Below are 15,204 nucleotides of genomic sequence, written 5' to 3'. Positions count from 1 at the left end.
GAACCACCCATCATGCTTCCGGAGGTCTTGTGAAGCGACTTCTCTCCCTGTGTATATTGTTGAGCGCATCCGGATTGGGCCTGGTGGCCCAGGATGTGCGCGCGTCTCTGTCTGGCATTGTGACCGATCCCACTGGCGCCATCGTCCCTGGCGTCCAGATTCGAGTCACCAGCGTCGAACGTGGCACCACGACCGAAGCAGTATCCAACGAGTCAGGGTTCTATCTCATTCAGTTCCTTCTGCCCGGCAAATATCAATTGTCGGCCGACAAAACCGGGTTCAAGAAGATGTTGAAGTCGGACATCAACCTGGCGGCCGCCGATCACCCGGCCCTGGATCTCCGCATGGAGATCGGCCAGACCAGCGACTCCGTCACCGTGACAGGCGACCTCAGCCTGCTGCAGACGGAAACCTCCACCCGGTCGGCAACGATCGAAACCAAGGCCATTGAAGACATCCCGACGGCGGGCCGCAACCTGTACCAGTTTCAGTACACCCTGCCCGGCGTCATCAAGAACAGCCGCTATTGGGGCTCGATGGAGCTCTACGCCTTCGGCAATATCAATGGCGTATCCATCGGCGGCGGCCGCAGCGGCGAAAACGAGACGCTGATCGACGGCGTGTCGAATACCCGCCTGGACCGTGGCGTAGCCTATGCGCCGGCGCTGAACGGCACCCAGGAAGTCACCGTGCAGACCAACTCCTACGACGCGCAGTTTGGCCGCGTGGGCGGCGGCGTCACGCTGATCACCACCAAGTCCGGCACCAACGACCTCCACGGCCAGTTGTTTGAGTTCTTCAAGAACGACAAACTCAACTCGGCCGATTGGATTGCAAATGCCCAGGGCGAAGGCCGGTCGCCGATGCGCAACAACACCTATGGCTTTGAGGTCGACGGTCCGGTGATCCTGCCGAAGGTATTCGACGGGCGCAACAAGGCGTTCTTCATGCTCTCGCTGGAAGGACTGCGCGAGCACAATACCTCGGGCGAGATCCGGACGGTGCCGACCGCGGCCGAGCGCGGCGGCGACTTCTCGAAGACGCTGAACGGCGACGGCGACCTGGTGAAGATCTACGACCCCTTCAACACGACCGTGGACGCCGCCGGGAAGAGCGTGCGCGTGCCGTTCGCGGGCAATATCATTCCGGCCTCGCGCATGAACGCGATCTCGAAGAACGTGACGTCGTACATCCCGCTGCCCACCAGCACCGGCAGCGACCTGGCGCACAGCGACAACTACAGCAGCTTCACGCCGGACATGAACGGCTACAACAGCTGGCTGGGGCGCATGGATCTCAAACTGACCCAGAAGAGCAGCGTGGCCTTCCGCTACGGCGAAACGCCGTGGATCAACCATGCCGGCCGAGTGTGGGGTACCAACGCGGCCGAGCCGAGCGGCGAGTGGCCGTCCACCCGCGTGTCCCGCAACTGGGGCGCCGACTGGACCTACACCCTCAGCCCTTCGATGGTGCTGAGCCTGCGCGGCGGCCTGGCCCGCTATGAAGGCTTCGGCGGCAACACCTACGCGGAGAACTTCGATCCGCGCAAGCTGGGCTTCTCCGATGCGCTGGTGAGCCAGTTCACCACCATTCAGTTCCCGCGCTTCAACTTCAGCAACTCCACCGAAATCGGCGCCAACACCGTGAAGAGCTATGAAGTCCACGACACCTGGAGCATCACGCCCACGGTGAACTGGGTACGCGGCCGTCACATCATCAAGTTCGGCGGCGACCTGCGGCGGTATAACCGCAATCAGGTGCAGCCGGGCCTGGCCAGCGGCCGGTATGACTTCCAGCCGAACTGGACCCAGCAGAACCCGACGCAGGCGGACGATCTGTCCGGCAACGACTTCGCGACGTTCCTGCTGGGCTACCCCAGCGGCACGGGCGGCTATGTCGATCGCAACATCGACGTCGCCTATCGCAGCCACTACTACGGCATGTTCATCCAGGACGACTTCAAACTGACGTCCAAACTGACCGTGAACATCGGACTCCGCTGGGACTACGAAGCGCCGGTGCAGGAGCGGTACAACCGCATGATCCGGACGTTCGACACGTCAGCGGTCAGCCCCATTGCGAGCAAGGTGCAGGGCCTGACCCTGAAAGGCGGCCTGGTCTATGCGGGCGTGAACGGTGTCAGCGCCCAGGCCTTCCAGCCGAAGCGCGCCAACTTCCAGCCGCGCGTCGGCTTTGCCTGGAACGTGATGCCGAAGTGGGTCATCCGCGGCGGCTACGGCTTGAGCATGCTGGGACAATCGGCGCTGGGCCAGACCACGGGCTTCAGCCGGCCGACTCCTCTCGTCACCTCGCTCGACGGCAATATCACGCCGGCCGTGAGCTTGAACGATCCGTACCCCACCTCGATCTACGCGGGCGGCCTGCTGCAGCCCATCGGCAACTCGCAGGGCCTGGCCACTAACCTGGGGCAGTCGGTCACCGGACAGTACACCAACCGGCCTCTGCCTTACTCGCACCAGTTCAGCATCGGCTTCCAGCGCGAACTGCCGTTCAACATGGTGACCGACATCTCCTATGTCGGCAACCTGACCAACCGCTTGCCCGTCAACCTGAACCAGAACTTCATCCCGGCCAGCGAACTGGCGAAGATTCCCGTGGATCAGCGGACGGCCTATTTCACCGCCAAGGTGGACAACCCGATGGCCGGCCTGCTGCCGAACTCGGGGTTGAACGGCGCCACCATTCCCCGCGCCCAGTTGCTGTACGCCTTCCCGCAGTTCTCGCAGGTGACCATCACGGACGTACCGATCGGGAAGCAGAACTACCACTCGCTGCAATCGCGCCTCACGCGCCGCTTCTCCAAGGGCTTCATGATGCAGGCGGCCTACACCTGGTCAAAGACCCTGGAGCAGGTGAGTGTCCTCGACCAGACCGATACCAACACCAACGACCTGCTCTCCACCAAGCTGGAGAAGCGTCTGGTGCAGTACGACATCCCCCACAAGTTCACGATCCAGGCGATCTATGAACTTCCGTTCGGCAAGGGCAAGCCGGTGCTGGGCCACTCGAATGCCCTGGTGAACGGCATCGTGGGCGGCTGGAACCTCAGCGCGCAATACGCGCTGCAGTCCGGCTTCATCATGGACTTCCCGAACGCCGCCAACATCGCGCCTCGCAGCGCGAAGCTGACGAACGATCAGCGCACCGAACTGGCAAAGGCCAACGGCCGCAGCTACTGGGATCCGTCCTACGACAAGTGGTTCGATGTGACCCTGTTCCCGAAGAAGGCGCAGGCGGCCTACACCGTCCGCGACTTCCCCACGCGGTTCTCCGACGTGCGGGCACAGGGTGTGAAGTCGGCCGAGATCTCGGTGTACAAGCAGTTCCTCATCAAGGAACGCGTGAAGTGGCAGATCCGTGCCGACGCCTACAACGCCTTCAATCACCCCTGGTTCGGACAGCCGCAGTCGGTGGACGTCACCAACTCGCGCTTCGGCCAGCTGAAGGCTGACATGAACAACGAAACGAGGATCATCTCCCTGGTGATGAAGATCATCTTCTAGCCGGGGCGGATCTCACAGAAGTCTGTTTGCAGATCGCTTCTCCATGCCCCCGTACCTCGTGTCCGGGGGCATTTTTTTATATAGAGTGGAGGTCCATGGCTTTGCGATTGACACGTCGAACCGTACTCGCCGGAATGGGCAGCACGTTGTGGGCGGCTCCAGTTCAGGCTCCGCGGCATAAGGTGGTTTACCGGGAGGGCGGCCGCTTTGGCGGCTGGCCCGCGAATCACGGCATCTGGAGCTGGGGCCAGGAGATCCTGGTGGGCTTCAGCGCGGCCTACTTCAAGAAGATGCCGATGGACCGCCATCAGTACGACAGCAGCAAGCCGGAAGAGCCGCGCCTGGCCCGCAGCCTGGATGGCGGCGAGACGTGGGCGATCGAGGCTCCGAAGAGCCTGCTGCCGCCGGAGCAGGGCGGCGGCGCCGCGGTGCCCTTGACCCAGCCGATGGATTTCACCGCTCCTGGCTTTGCGATGACGCTGCGGTTCAGCGGCGTGCATACCGGGCCGTCGCGGCTGTGGCATACGGAGAATCGGGGCAAGGATTGGGCAGGTCCGTTTGAGTTGCCCATGTTCGGGCGCAAGGGGATCGCGGCGCGCACAGATTACGTGGTGCTGGGCCGCCGGGACGCGCTGGCGTTCGTCACCGCGGCGAAGGAGAACGGGCGCGAGGGGCGGCCGCTCTGCATCCGCACCCAGGATGGCGGCGTGACCTGGAACGTCCAGGGCTGGATCGGTCCGGAACCGCCGTTGTTCTCCATCATGCCTTCGACGGTGCGGTTGCCCGGCGGACGGCTATTGACGTCGGTGCGCGTCAAGAAAGACGACAAGACGGATTGGATCGAGCTGTGGGCGTCGGACGATCTTGGCAAGAACTGGACCCTGGTAACGCGGCCGGTGCAGTTCACGGGCGGGTTCAGCGGGAATCCGCCGTCGATGCTGCGGCTGAAGGACGGGCGGCTCTGCCTGACCTACGGGTATCGCGGTGAGCCCTACGGCATCCGCGCGGTGCTCAGCGACGACGACGGCATGACCTGGAGCAAGGACATCATCCTGCGGCAGGATGGCGCGGCCTGGGACCTGGGCTACACACGGACGGTCCAGCGGCCGGACGGAAAGCTGGTGACGGTGTACTACTTCCCCGAGCAGGCGCAGACTGAGCGCGTGATCGCGGCAACCATCTGGAGTGCGGATAAGGGCCTATGAGACTCATTGCAGCTTTCTTTCTTTTCCTGGCGCTGGGGTGGTCCGGCGAACTCGTGACGGAGCGCGTCTTCGGCCCCGAGGTGAAGACCGGGCCCTACAAACACCCCGCGTCCATCACGGAGCTGTCGAACGGCGATCTCTACCTCGTCTACTACGGCGGGGCGGATGAGTATGCGGTGAAGACGGGCGTCTTCGGGTCGCGCTTCGAGCAGGCCACGAGGAAGTGGTCGGCTCCGCAGTTGATTGCCTCTGACCCGTTCCGCTCGGTGGGCAATGGGGTGATTTGGCAGGCGCCCGATGGCGTGGTGTGGCTGTTCTACGTGGTGCGCTGGGGCGAGACATGGTCGACGTCGCGGATCCAGGCCAAGGTGTCGCACGACCAGGCGAAGACGTGGTCGGAGAGCTTCGTGGTGTCGGAGCGCGAAGGCATGATGGTGCGCGGCCGGCCCATCGTCCTGGCGTCGGGCGAGTATCTGCTGCCGGCCTATCACGAGACCGGCCGCGATACCGAGAACGTGGGGCCGGATTCGACCTCGTGGTTCCTGCGTTGGGACGTCAAGAAGCGGCAGTGGATCGAGAGCGGCCAGGTGCGGTCAAAGAAAGGCAACATCCAGCCGGCGGCGGCGGAGATCGCGCCCGGCCACCTGATCGCCTACTGCCGGCGCGGCGGCGGCTACGGGCCGGTGAAGGACGGCTATGTGATCCGGGCCGAGTCTCAGGATGGAGGCAAGACCTGGACGGAAGGGCAGGACTCGCAGTTCCCCAATCCGAATGCGGCCGTGGACTTCATCAAGCTGCAGAGCGGAAAGCTGTTCCTCGTCTACAACAATTCGATGGAAGACCGGACGCCGCTGACGGTGGCGCTGTCGGCCGACAAGGACAAGACCTGGCCGTGGAAGCGTGACGTGGGCACGGGCAAGGACGGCTTCGCATATCCGGTGGCCATCCAGACCAAGGACGGCAAGATCCACCTGGTGTACACGACGAAGGGCCGCACGGTGATCGTGCACGCGGTGCTGGACGAAGGGTGGATCCAGGCCGGCCGTTAGTGCGTCATCGCATAAACGATGTAGTTGATGCCGTAGCGGTAAGCGAGCGTGGTCATGGCTTCGGGGTATTCCGGCGCATCGGCGTACTCCCAGGCGTCGCCCACGTCCGTATTGAAGTTGACCGCGACCACCATGCGCTTCTTCCCATCGGTCATGGCACGCCAGGCAGGCACGGCGCCGGGCGGGTATTGGGCGCTGGCGGTGCCGTTAGGACCCGGGCGCAGATGGCGCGTGCCGGGGATGATGGTGCGGTCTTTCTCGCGGATGTCGTAGAGGACATGCATCACGGAGTCGGTCTCTTCGATATCGGCGATGGGCTCGCCAGGCAGGACGCGTGCCATGGTGCGGCGGAACGTCTCATACTGCTCGTCGCCCCAGAAGTCGTCGACCACCAGGAAGCCGCCGCGCAGCAGGTACTCGCGCAGGTTGGCGGTTTCCGTGTCGGAGAGTGCCCACCAGCCCACCTGCGTGGCGTAGATCCACGGGTGGTCGTAGAGCTGCTTGTCGGTGAGGCTGAAGTGGTGCGGATCGCCAGTGTGGATGCGGGTGAGGCGCTGGATGCCCTGCGTGAAATGTTCATCGGCGTCGGGCCAGTCCATCATCCACCAGCCGTTGCCGCTGCCGCTGCGGGAGGAGTAGCCGAAGCGCCGGTGGTATTGGGGCAGATCGGTGTACTCGAGCCGGACGAAGTGGAACTCGGTCTTCGTCTCGAACACCGGACGCGGGCCTTGTTCCCTGTGTGAGAACTGGAAGAAGCGCTGCGCCAAGCCGGCGGCGGCGCAAAGCAACACTGCAGCGGTGACCCAGCCTGCCCGCATGAATCCGCCTCTCTTCGGAACCACTCCACTCCTCTGACGGCGCGAACCGCCTGTGTGGTTTGACTATATTCTAGACGCGCCGCGCTTGACGGGCCGCATCGAAATGCGATCTTTTGGAAGGGTTCGAGAGGTGACCCCATGCAGATGACGCGTTCCCAGTTCCTCTATTCCGCCCTGCCGCTGCTTTCGCAGGCGCGGGCGAAGGCGGCGGCGCAAAGACCGAACATCGTCTATATCTATGCGGACGATTGCGGCTATGGCGACCTGAGCTGCTACGGGGCGACCCGGGTGAAGACGCCCAATCTCGACCGCCTGGCCGGCAGCGGAGTGCGCTTCACCAACGCGCATTCCCCCTCCGCCACCTGCACGCCCTCCCGCTATGCGCTGCTCACCGGGGAATACGCCTGGCGGCGCAAAGGAACGGGCATCCTGCCCGGCGACGCCTCCCTGATCATCGAGCCGGGCCGCTACACGCTGCCCGCGATGCTCAAAAAGAGCGGGTACGCAACCGGGGCTGTCGGCAAGTGGCACCTGGGACTGGGCAAAGGCAATGTGGATTGGAACGGCGAGATCAAGCCGGGACCGCTCGAGGTGGGCTTCGACTATTCCTTCCTGCTGCCGGCCACGGGCGACCGTGTGCCGTGCGTGTACGTCGAGAATCACCGGGTAGTCGGCCTGGACCCGAAAGACCCGATCGTCGTGAACTACGAGAAGCTGGTGGGCAATGAACCCACGGGCAAGGCGCATCCGGAACTGCTGAAGATGCACCCCAGCCACGGCCACGACATGACGATCGTGAACGGAGTCAGCCGCATCGGGTACATGAGCGGCGGCAAGTCGGCGCGCTGGGTGGACGAGGACATTGCCGACACCATCACTGGCAAGGCCGTATCATTCATCGAGAAATACAAGGCGAATCCGTTCTTCCTCTACTTCGCGACGCACGACATCCACGTGCCGAGAATGCCGAACAAACGCTTTGTGGGGAAGACGCCCATGGGGCCGCGCGGCGACGTGATCGCGGAGCTCGATTGGACGGTCGGGCAGGTGATGGACGCCCTCGACCGGAACAAGCTGACCGACAACACGATGATCATCTTCACCAGCGACAACGGGCCGGTGGTGGACGATGGCTACCAGGACCAGGCGGTGGAGAAACTGGGCGGGCACAAGCCGGCCGGCCCCTGGCGGGGAGGGAAGTACAGTTCCTATGACGGCGGCACCCGCGTACCGTTCCTGCTGCGCTGGCCAGGCCATGTGAAGCCCATGGTCTCGGATGCGATGTTCTGCCAGGTGGATCTGCTGAATTCATTCGCGAACCTGACAGGGCAAAGCCTGCCCGCCGAAGCCGCTCCGGATAGCCTGGATATGCTGCCCGTGCTGTTAGGTCAGACAAAGAAGGGGCGGGACTCGCTGGTGGAGCACGCCGGCGCGCTGTCTTTGATCGTGGGCGACTGGAAGGTGATTGAGGCAAGACCCGGCCCGAAGACCAACGAAACACACATTGAGCTGGGGAACGACCCTAATCCTCAGTTGTTCCATCTTTCGGAAGATCCGGGCGAGCAGCACAACCTGGCCACACAGTTTGCGGACAGGGTGAAGCAGATGCTGGAGACGCTGGAGAAGTTGAAGAAGGCGGGTCGCTCAAGGGCCTGAGCCGGGAAAGGGAGGCCGGACGGTTCGATTTCCTGGTAAGGTCGACGAACCGCCCGGTAGGGAGGAGAGAGATCGGACTAGAGTTCTCGCGTGCGGGCTACTCGCCCGCTTCCAGGCGCTGCATCACAATCCGCAGATCAGTCAGGAACTTCGGGCTCTGCAGGAGCTTGTCGGCGAGCCGCTCCGCGCTGCTGCACCGGTGAGGGCGCTGTTTCGTGGAGAGCGGCCTAGCGGTGTCCTTTACGGCAACACTGCGGCGCGATTTCACATCCGTGGAGAACGCGTTTGTGATAGGCATCGCTGAGATTATAAGCAGTTCATCGGCCAAAGTCGCCTCCACTGAAAACTAGGGAGATAGCCTCTCTATAGGTACTAAGGTACCGGTAGATATGTGCGAACTGGTCCCTAGGTCGGAAATATTTACCTCTTAGGCTGAGTCCCCACATTAGGGGGAAGATCGAGGGAACAGCGGATGCGCGTCCGCCGCCCAAATCCGGGTTAACGCCCCGGCCTCGAGTCCCGCTTGGCCGGCACGGTCGACGGGGAGTTGCCTGACGAACCACCCGGCATGGCCATGGTTTGGACTGCGTTCGCCCGGGCCTGGTCGATCCGGTACTGACGGATCTCACGCCTCAGTTGCAGGCCTCCGAGGACGAAACAGATCATCAGCGGCAGCACGTATTTAGCGTACCGGTTGAAGCGAAAGAACCTGTGCAGGCACTTTCCACACCGTTTGGGCTCAAGACAGAGGAGAGCGAGGAAAGTATCCCCGGCGCCTTGCTGCATGGATGCGCGTACGCTGTTCCAGCCGCAGCGTGGGCAGGCTAGGGCCTTTCCTGACTGGTTGACGCTGGACGGTTCTCCCATAATTGGAGCTGTCACGCGTCTACTCCGCGTGTGACTATGTATGACACTCTTCAGCAGAGTGCACGTCGTGTGCCAGAGGCGGAGTTTTTTAAAATGAATGATTTACGGCAGGCCGTGGCCTCACGGGACGCCCCCAACACGACACGGCTGGTAAAAATTTCCTAATGCCGCCGGCCAGCCGGGGATTGAGGACTCAGGCCGCGACCGGAGCCGGCACCCGCCGCGCACGCGATTTCATGAACCAGACGGCCACACGGTAGAGCAGCAGAATGGCGGTCAGCCCGCCGTAGAACAACGGCCGGCTCACATCCAGTTTCACCAGCCAGTAGTAGTGGATCACCCCGGCCACGATGCTCACATAGGTAAGCCGGTGCAGCATCTGCCAGCGCTTGCCGCCCATCCGGCGGATCCAACCCACGGTGGAGGTGATCGCCAGCGGGATCATCAGCACCAAACCGAGGGTCCCGATCGTGATGTAGGGCCGCTTCGCGATGTCCTTCACGATGTCCGCCCAATCGAAGAACTTGTCGAACCACAGATAGGTCATCAGGTGCAGGCAGCCGTAGAAGAACGCATAGAGCCCCAGCATGCGCCGGAAACGAATGAGATCCGGCAGGTTGAGCAGCTTGCGCAGCGGAGTGACCGCCAGGGTAAAGACCAGGAAACGCAGCGTCCAGTCGCCTGTGGCGTGCGTAATGAACTGCAGCGGATTCGCACCCAGTCCGTCATGGAAGAACTGCCAGACGAGCAGCAGTAGCGGAGCGAGGGCCGCTAGGAACACCACTGGCTTTACCCAGCGGCTGGAGAGAATGCGCTTCATGGGGACTAGTAGTTCTTCTTCAGATCCAGGCCGGAATACAGCCCGGCCACCTGATCGCCATAGCCGTTGAACATCAGCGTGTCGCGCTTGAAGAACTCTCCGATGCGGCGTTCCTTGGCCTGCGACCAGCGGGGGTGATCCACGTTCGGATTCACGTTCGAATAGAACCCGTACTCCCGGGCGGCCATCGTGTTCCAACTCGTGGAAGGCTGGCTGCCCACCAGCCGGATGCGGTTGATCGACTTGATCCCCTTGAAGCCGTACTTCCACGGCACCGTCAGGCGGAGCGGCGCACCGTTCTGGTTGGGCAGCACCTCTCCGTAGAGGCCCACGGTGAGCATGGTGAGCGGGTGCATGGCCTCATCCAGGCGCAGCCCCTCCATGTAAGGGAAGTCGAGCGCGCCGGCCTTGGGCATCTGGCGGGGGTCGTACAGGCTTTGGAAGGCGACATACTTCGCCTTGGCCGTGGGCTCTACCAGCTTGAGTAGGGCGTTGAGCGGGATGCCGATCCACGGCACCACCATCGACCACGCCTCGACGCAGCGGTGCCGGTAGATGCGCTCCTCCAGCGGAGCGATCTTGAGGATCTCGCTGATATCAAACTTCCTGGGCTTGGCCACATCCCCTTCCACTGAGATCGTCCAGGGCGAGGTGCGGAAGTTTTTGGCGTTCACCGCCGGGTCTTCCTTGTCCACCCCGAACTCGTAGAAGTTGTTGTAGGTGGTCACATCCTTGTACGGCGTAGCCTTGTCGCTGACCGTGTAGCTGCTCTTGACCACGCCCTCGAGCTTAGTGCCCGCCTGGGCCGGCTGGGCCGGCAGCGTCAGCGCACCCAGTGCCAGCGAACCGGCCGAAAGGAAACGGCGGCGGTTCAGGTACTCCCCCTTCGGCGTCACCTGCGAGTAGCGAAGATCGCTCGATTGTCTGGACTTGATGATCATCTCGACCCCTCTTCCATGTTTCTGATGCAGTTACGGTGGCCGTGGTTCCAGCGCGCGCCGTGATTAATGAAGCAACCGGACCCGCAGCCAAGGGCCGCGTCGAGCCTGCGATTCACTCTGTGGATGAGCCACTGCCCGGAACATCCCATTCCGGGTTCCGTTTATTCCCGGAGGGATGGAATCGTGGAAGGATGGCGAATGCCGTGCGTTTTCAGCAGGAGTTGAAAATTGGGGGCGTGCCGGTGGTTCCGGCACGCCAATGGGAGTAATCCAGTCTAGGCGCCCGCTGACTTACCACGCAACTTGCGTAAGGTCGGCAACACTTCACCAATCGGCACCGCCGCCGATCCCGGCTGGCCGAGTGCGAAGTAGATCTTTTGGTAGCACTGGAAGAGCTGCTCGTAAACGGCCGCTTCCGCCGGATCCGGCTCAATCACGTGGTAAGTCGGGCACAAGGCCGCCTGCGCTTCATCGATCGTCGCAAAGGTGCCTGCCGCCATGAAGGCGAAGATAGCCGACCCAAGGCTGGTCACTTCCTGCGCGGGCACCAGCACCGGCTTATTGAATACGTTCGCGTAAACCCTGTTCAGCGCGGCGTTCTTCTGCGGGATGCCGCCGCCGTTGATCACGCGGTGAATGGTGACCCCATGGCCCGCCATGCGCTCGAGAATGATCCGCGTGTGGAACGCCGTGCCCTCAATCGCGGCAAAGAGTTCATCGGCAGCCGTCGTGCCCAAGGTCCAGCCGAGCGTCACGCCGCCCAGTTCAGGATTCACCAGCACGGTCCGGTCGCCGTTGTCCCAGGTCATTCGCAACAGGCCGGTCGAGCCGGCCTTGTACGACTCCAGTCCTTGTGAAAGCTCCGCTACGGTAGCTCCGGCGCGCCGCGCGATCGCCTCGAAGATGTCGCCCACCGCCGAAAGGCCGGCCTCGATGCCGTAGTAGTCCGGATGAATCGACCCCTTCACCACGCCGCATACACCCGGAATCAGGCCCACTTCCCTGGCGATGGCCATCATGCAGGTGGAGGTGCCCACCACGTTCACCACATCGCCTTCGCGAATGCCCGCGCCGATCGCGTCCCAATGCGCGTCGAAGGCGCCCACCGGCACCGGGATGCCGGCGGCCAGGCCCAAACGCTCAGCCCAAGGCGCCGAGAGGTATCCGGCCAGAACCTCGGAAGTCTCATACCGGCCATTCAGCTTCGCCCGCACGCCGGCCAGCAGCGGATCCACCCCGGTCAGGAACTCTTCCGGCGGCAGTCCGCCCAGCGAGGCGTTCCACATCCACTTGTGGCCCATGGCGCAGATACTGCGGGGCGCTTCTGCCGGATCAGTGATCCCGCACAGGTCGGCGGCCACCAGATCGCAGTGTTCCATGGCCGTCACCATGGCGCCGCGCTTCTCCGGATTGTGCCGCAGCCAGTGCAGCAGCTTCGAGAAACCCCACTCGGACGAGTAGACGCCGCCGCACCAGTTCAACGCCTCCAGGCTGGATTCGCGGGCATGCCGGGTGATCTCCGCGGCCTCGTCCTTGGCACGGTGATCGCACCACAAATAGTAGTCGTCCAAGGGCTGCAAGCCCTCACCCAGCGGGATCACGGTGGAGCCCGTGGTATCCAACGCGATAGCGCCCACTTTGTCACCTGAGACCCCCGCCGCCGCCAGCGCATTTCGGGTCGCCTCTGCAAGCGCATTCATGTGGTCGGTATGACGTTGCATCGCATAGTCCGGATCCTCCCGCTTCCTCAGCACGGGATACTCCGCCGCGGCTGCGCCCAGCCGGCCGCGTTCGCTGTCAAACAAGGACACGCGGACGCTTTGGGTTCCGAAATCGACTCCGGCTACGATGGCCATGTAATGAATGCTCCTTCCGTCTAGAGGATCTTATCGCATACGCTGGAGGGAGGAGAATTCATGCTGCTCGAGTCACTCAGAGTTGAAGTCCTGGAAGCGAATCTGGAGATCGTACGCCGCGGACTGGTGATGTATACCTTTGGAAATGCAAGCGGTTTCTCACCCGCTGAGGGCCTCATGGCGATCAAACCGAGCGGCGTCCCCTTCGAGAAGCTGCGGCCCGAAGACATGGTTGTCACCGACCTCGACGGCAAGATCGTCGAGGGCTCCCTCCGCCCCTCCTCCGACGTCGATACGCACCTCGAGATCTACCGCCACTTCCCGGAAGTGAAGGGCGTCGTGCATACCCACTCCACCTACGCTGTCTCCTGGGCCCAGGCCAAACGCGAAATCCCCTGCTTCGGCACCACTCACGCCGACTACTTCTACGCTTCCGTGCCCGTCACCGAACCGCTCTCCGACGAAGAGATCCAGTCGAAGTACGAATTGAACACCGGCAAGGCGATCATCCGCCGGTTTGAAGGCATCGACCCGCTCACCCGGCCCGGGGTCCTCGTCTCCAGCCACGGCCCCTTCGCCTGGGGCGCTTCGCCGTCAAAGGCCGCCATGAACGCCGTCCTGCTGGAAGAGATCGCCCGCATGGCCTCCATCACCGTCGGGCTGAACCCCGCGCTGACCGCCATCGGCCAAGCCCTGCACGACGAACACTTCCTGCGGAAACACGGGCCCGGCGCCACTTACGGCCAGAACTAAGGCGCGCGCGGCATAGACTGGATGTAGGCTCATGCTCATCCAGTTCTCCGCCCCCGAGGTCGCCAAGGCCGCGGTCTTCATAGCCGCGACCCTGTTCCCCATCGTCAATCCGCTGGGTGGAGCGCCCATCTTTCTTACTCTGACCGGGAGCCACTCGCACGAGGTCCAGCACCGGCTCGCCCGCAAGATCGCGATGAACAGCTTCGCGCTGCTGATGGCATCGCTGTTCATCGGCGCTCAAGTGCTGGCCTTCTTCGGGATCTCCCTGCCGGCTGTCCAACTGGGTGGCGGCATCGTGGTCGCCGCGGCCGGTTGGGCGTTGCTCAACCAGCCGGACCGGCCCAACAAAGACCAGCAGAGCGTGACGGATGTCGATCTGTTGACCCGTTCGTTCTACCCGTTCACGCTGCCGCTCACTGTCGGACCCGGCTCCATCTCGGTGGCCATCACCCTGGGCGCCAACCTGCCCAAGCGGCTGGACACCTCTTCGCTGCTGTCACTGGAAGCACTGGTGGCGTCGATCTTCGGCGCCGGCTCCATCTGCATCCTGATCTGGCTCTGCTATGCCTCGGCCGAACGGATGAGCCGCGCGCTGGGCCCGACCGGGATGAGCGTCGTGATGCGGCTGTCCAGCTTCATTCTCTTCTGCATCGGCGTCCAGATCGCCTGGAACGGCCTGCAAGGCCTGGCGGGCCCCCTGATCCACGGCACCGTCCGTTAAGGGCGGCCGAGGAACTCCGCCACCGCCGCGTTCACCTTCGCTTCTTCACAGCCCGGCGCGCCGTGTCCGCAATCCCCTGCCAGGCGCAGGACTTCGAAGCCGGCCGTCTCCGCCATCCGCAGCGCCGAAGCCGGGTTCACCATGTGGTCCTGCAGCGCCACTACTTCCAGCACCTTGGCCTGCACGGCCGCGCCGGCCTTCTCCATCGAGCCGCCGAACTTCCGCGACACGTCGTGGGCCATCATCGCGCGCAGTTGGGCGGCCCAGTCGCGTGGGTCCATGCCCGTCCTGGCATTCTCGTCGAGCCGGCTCTTCAAGGCCGGGAACTCCGCCGCTGAGGTCTTGGCGACCACATGCTCCGGGGTGCTCAAGGCGAACTCGTGCATCGCCAGCACGGCGGGCATGGCCGTCCGCGGATCCCCACCCGCCTTCTGCACCGCTTCGATGGCCGAGAGTTCCGCCTGCCACAGCAGCAGGTCCGCTGAGGTCAGTTTGGCCGACCCGACGATGGGCACCGCCCGCCGCAGGAAGGACGGATACGCCACCATCCACTCAAACGTCTGCATGCCGCCCATCGAGATGCCCATCACCGCATGCAGGCTCTTCACCCCGAGGTGCTCGGTCAGCAGCCGGTACTCCGCATTCACCATATCGCCGATGGTGATGGCGGGAAACGCGCCTCCGGCGTTCGACGGCGAGCAACTCACTCCATTGCCCAGCGCGTCCACCGTGATCACGTAGAACCGGCCCGGATCCACCATCCGGCCCGCTCCGATGAACCCGGCCAGATCGGAGCTCTTGCCCGAGAACCACGTCGGCCATAAGATCGCGTTCGTGCCGGCGGCGTTCAGCTTGCCGTAGGTCCGATAGCCCACCTTGCACGACGCCAGCGTCTGCCCGCCCTCCAGCTTCAGATCCTTCAGTTCAGCGAACCTCTGATCCGGCTGGGCGAACAAGACCGGAGCCGCGAAGAGCAGGAAAAGTGACCTCATGG

At 63.4% G+C, this 15,204-nt stretch carries 12 protein-coding genes; 6 read left to right on the top strand and 6 right to left on the bottom strand.

The annotated features are described in order from the left end of the window. Positions 1-29 precede the first annotated feature (29 nt). From IRI77_RS25645 to IRI77_RS25635, 3 genes are all read left to right on the top strand, one after another. Positions 30-3,524 carry a TonB-dependent receptor gene (locus tag IRI77_RS25645; protein WP_194447844.1) on the top strand — a complete coding sequence of 1,165 codons (3,495 nt, stop codon included), beginning with the start codon at positions 30-32 and terminating at the stop codon, positions 3,522-3,524. Between the two features lie 95 nt (positions 3,525-3,619). Beyond that, entirely contained in the window at positions 3,620-4,729 is a 1,110-nt protein-coding gene (locus IRI77_RS25640) for a sialidase family protein (protein WP_194447843.1), read from the top strand. Next, complete coding sequence (locus tag IRI77_RS25635; protein ID WP_194447842.1) at positions 4,726-5,778, top strand: sialidase family protein; 1,053 nt, start codon at positions 4,726-4,728, stop codon at positions 5,776-5,778. The genes IRI77_RS25640 and IRI77_RS25635 overlap by 4 nt, the downstream gene beginning before the upstream one ends. Here the strand turns inward: IRI77_RS25635 and IRI77_RS25630 are convergent. Next, positions 5,775-6,596, bottom strand: a complete 822-nt coding sequence (locus IRI77_RS25630; protein ID WP_194447841.1) for a DUF4159 domain-containing protein — start codon at positions 6,594-6,596, stop codon at positions 5,775-5,777. The genes IRI77_RS25635 and IRI77_RS25630 overlap by 4 nt on opposite strands. 144 nt (positions 6,597-6,740) lie before the next feature. On the opposite strand from IRI77_RS25630, the gene IRI77_RS25625 reads away from it, so the two are divergent. Further along, positions 6,741-8,252: a sulfatase family protein gene (locus tag IRI77_RS25625; RefSeq protein ID WP_194453790.1), complete on the top strand. Its 1,512-nt coding sequence runs from the start codon at positions 6,741-6,743 to the stop codon at positions 8,250-8,252. A gap of 97 nt (positions 8,253-8,349) precedes the next feature. Here the strand turns inward: IRI77_RS25625 and IRI77_RS25620 are convergent, their stop codons facing one another. From IRI77_RS25620 to IRI77_RS25605, 4 genes are all read right to left on the bottom strand, one after another. Further along, on the bottom strand, positions 8,350-8,550 hold the full coding sequence (locus IRI77_RS25620) for a hypothetical protein (RefSeq protein WP_194447840.1): 201 nt from the start codon (positions 8,548-8,550) through the stop codon (positions 8,350-8,352). Between the two features lie 762 nt (positions 8,551-9,312). Then, entirely contained in the window at positions 9,313-9,939 is a 627-nt protein-coding gene (locus tag IRI77_RS25615; RefSeq protein WP_194447839.1) for a protein-methionine-sulfoxide reductase heme-binding subunit MsrQ, read from the bottom strand. A gap of 5 nt (positions 9,940-9,944) precedes the next feature. Beyond that, positions 9,945-10,880, bottom strand: a complete 936-nt coding sequence (gene msrP / locus IRI77_RS25610) for a protein-methionine-sulfoxide reductase catalytic subunit MsrP (RefSeq protein ID WP_194447838.1) — start codon at positions 10,878-10,880, stop codon at positions 9,945-9,947. 275 nt (positions 10,881-11,155) lie between these two features. Then, positions 11,156-12,736 (bottom strand): ribulokinase, encoded by a 1,581-nt coding sequence (locus IRI77_RS25605; protein WP_194447837.1) that lies wholly within the window; start codon positions 12,734-12,736, stop codon positions 11,156-11,158. 60 nt (positions 12,737-12,796) lie between these two features. Here IRI77_RS25605 and araD point away from each other — a divergent pair, with 60 nt between their 5' ends. Together araD and IRI77_RS25595 are read left to right on the top strand one after the other, a co-directional pair. Then, positions 12,797-13,489, top strand: a complete 693-nt coding sequence (araD, locus tag IRI77_RS25600; protein ID WP_194447836.1) for an L-ribulose-5-phosphate 4-epimerase AraD — start codon at positions 12,797-12,799, stop codon at positions 13,487-13,489. Between the two features lie 31 nt (positions 13,490-13,520). Then, entirely contained in the window at positions 13,521-14,210 is a 690-nt protein-coding gene (locus tag IRI77_RS25595; RefSeq protein ID WP_194447835.1) for a MarC family protein, read from the top strand. On the opposite strand, the gene IRI77_RS25590 is transcribed toward IRI77_RS25595, so the two are convergent. Continuing rightward, on the bottom strand, positions 14,207-15,202 hold the full coding sequence (locus IRI77_RS25590; RefSeq protein WP_194447834.1) for an alpha/beta fold hydrolase: 996 nt from the start codon (positions 15,200-15,202) through the stop codon (positions 14,207-14,209). The two genes, IRI77_RS25595 and IRI77_RS25590, sit on opposite strands and share 4 nt — an antisense overlap. Between the last annotated feature and the right edge of the window lie 2 nt (positions 15,203-15,204).

Source organism: Paludibaculum fermentans (assembly GCF_015277775.1).
Lineage (GTDB): Bacteria > Acidobacteriota > Terriglobia > Bryobacterales > Bryobacteraceae > Paludibaculum > Paludibaculum fermentans.
Note: the sequence above shows the minus strand (reverse complement) of the source record. Positions and strands in the feature narration are given on the sequence as shown.

Bases quoted from the DNA above. Each gene is read 5' to 3' on its own strand.
- IRI77_RS25640 (WP_194447843.1), top strand. From the start codon at position 3,620: ATGGCTTTGCGATTGACACGTCGAACCGTACTCGCCGGAATGGGCAGC.
- IRI77_RS25635 (WP_194447842.1), top strand. From the start codon at position 4,726: ATGAGACTCATTGCAGCTTTCTTTCTTTTCCTGGCGCTGGGGTGGTCC.
- IRI77_RS25630 (WP_194447841.1), bottom strand. From the start codon at position 6,596: ATGCGGGCAGGCTGGGTCACCGCTGCAGTGTTGCTTTGCGCCGCCGCC.
- IRI77_RS25625 (WP_194453790.1), top strand. From the start codon at position 6,741: ATGACGCGTTCCCAGTTCCTCTATTCCGCCCTGCCGCTGCTTTCGCAG.
- IRI77_RS25620 (WP_194447840.1), bottom strand. From the start codon at position 8,550: ATGCCTATCACAAACGCGTTCTCCACGGATGTGAAATCGCGCCGCAGT.
- IRI77_RS25615 (WP_194447839.1), bottom strand. From the start codon at position 9,939: ATGAAGCGCATTCTCTCCAGCCGCTGGGTAAAGCCAGTGGTGTTCCTA.
- msrP (WP_194447838.1), bottom strand. From the start codon at position 10,880: ATGATCATCAAGTCCAGACAATCGAGCGATCTTCGCTACTCGCAGGTG.
- IRI77_RS25605 (WP_194447837.1), bottom strand. From the start codon at position 12,736: ATGGCCATCGTAGCCGGAGTCGATTTCGGAACCCAAAGCGTCCGCGTG.
- araD (WP_194447836.1), top strand. From the start codon at position 12,797: ATGCTGCTCGAGTCACTCAGAGTTGAAGTCCTGGAAGCGAATCTGGAG.
- IRI77_RS25595 (WP_194447835.1), top strand. From the start codon at position 13,521: ATGCTCATCCAGTTCTCCGCCCCCGAGGTCGCCAAGGCCGCGGTCTTC.
- IRI77_RS25590 (WP_194447834.1), bottom strand. From the start codon at position 15,202: ATGAGGTCACTTTTCCTGCTCTTCGCGGCTCCGGTCTTGTTCGCCCAG.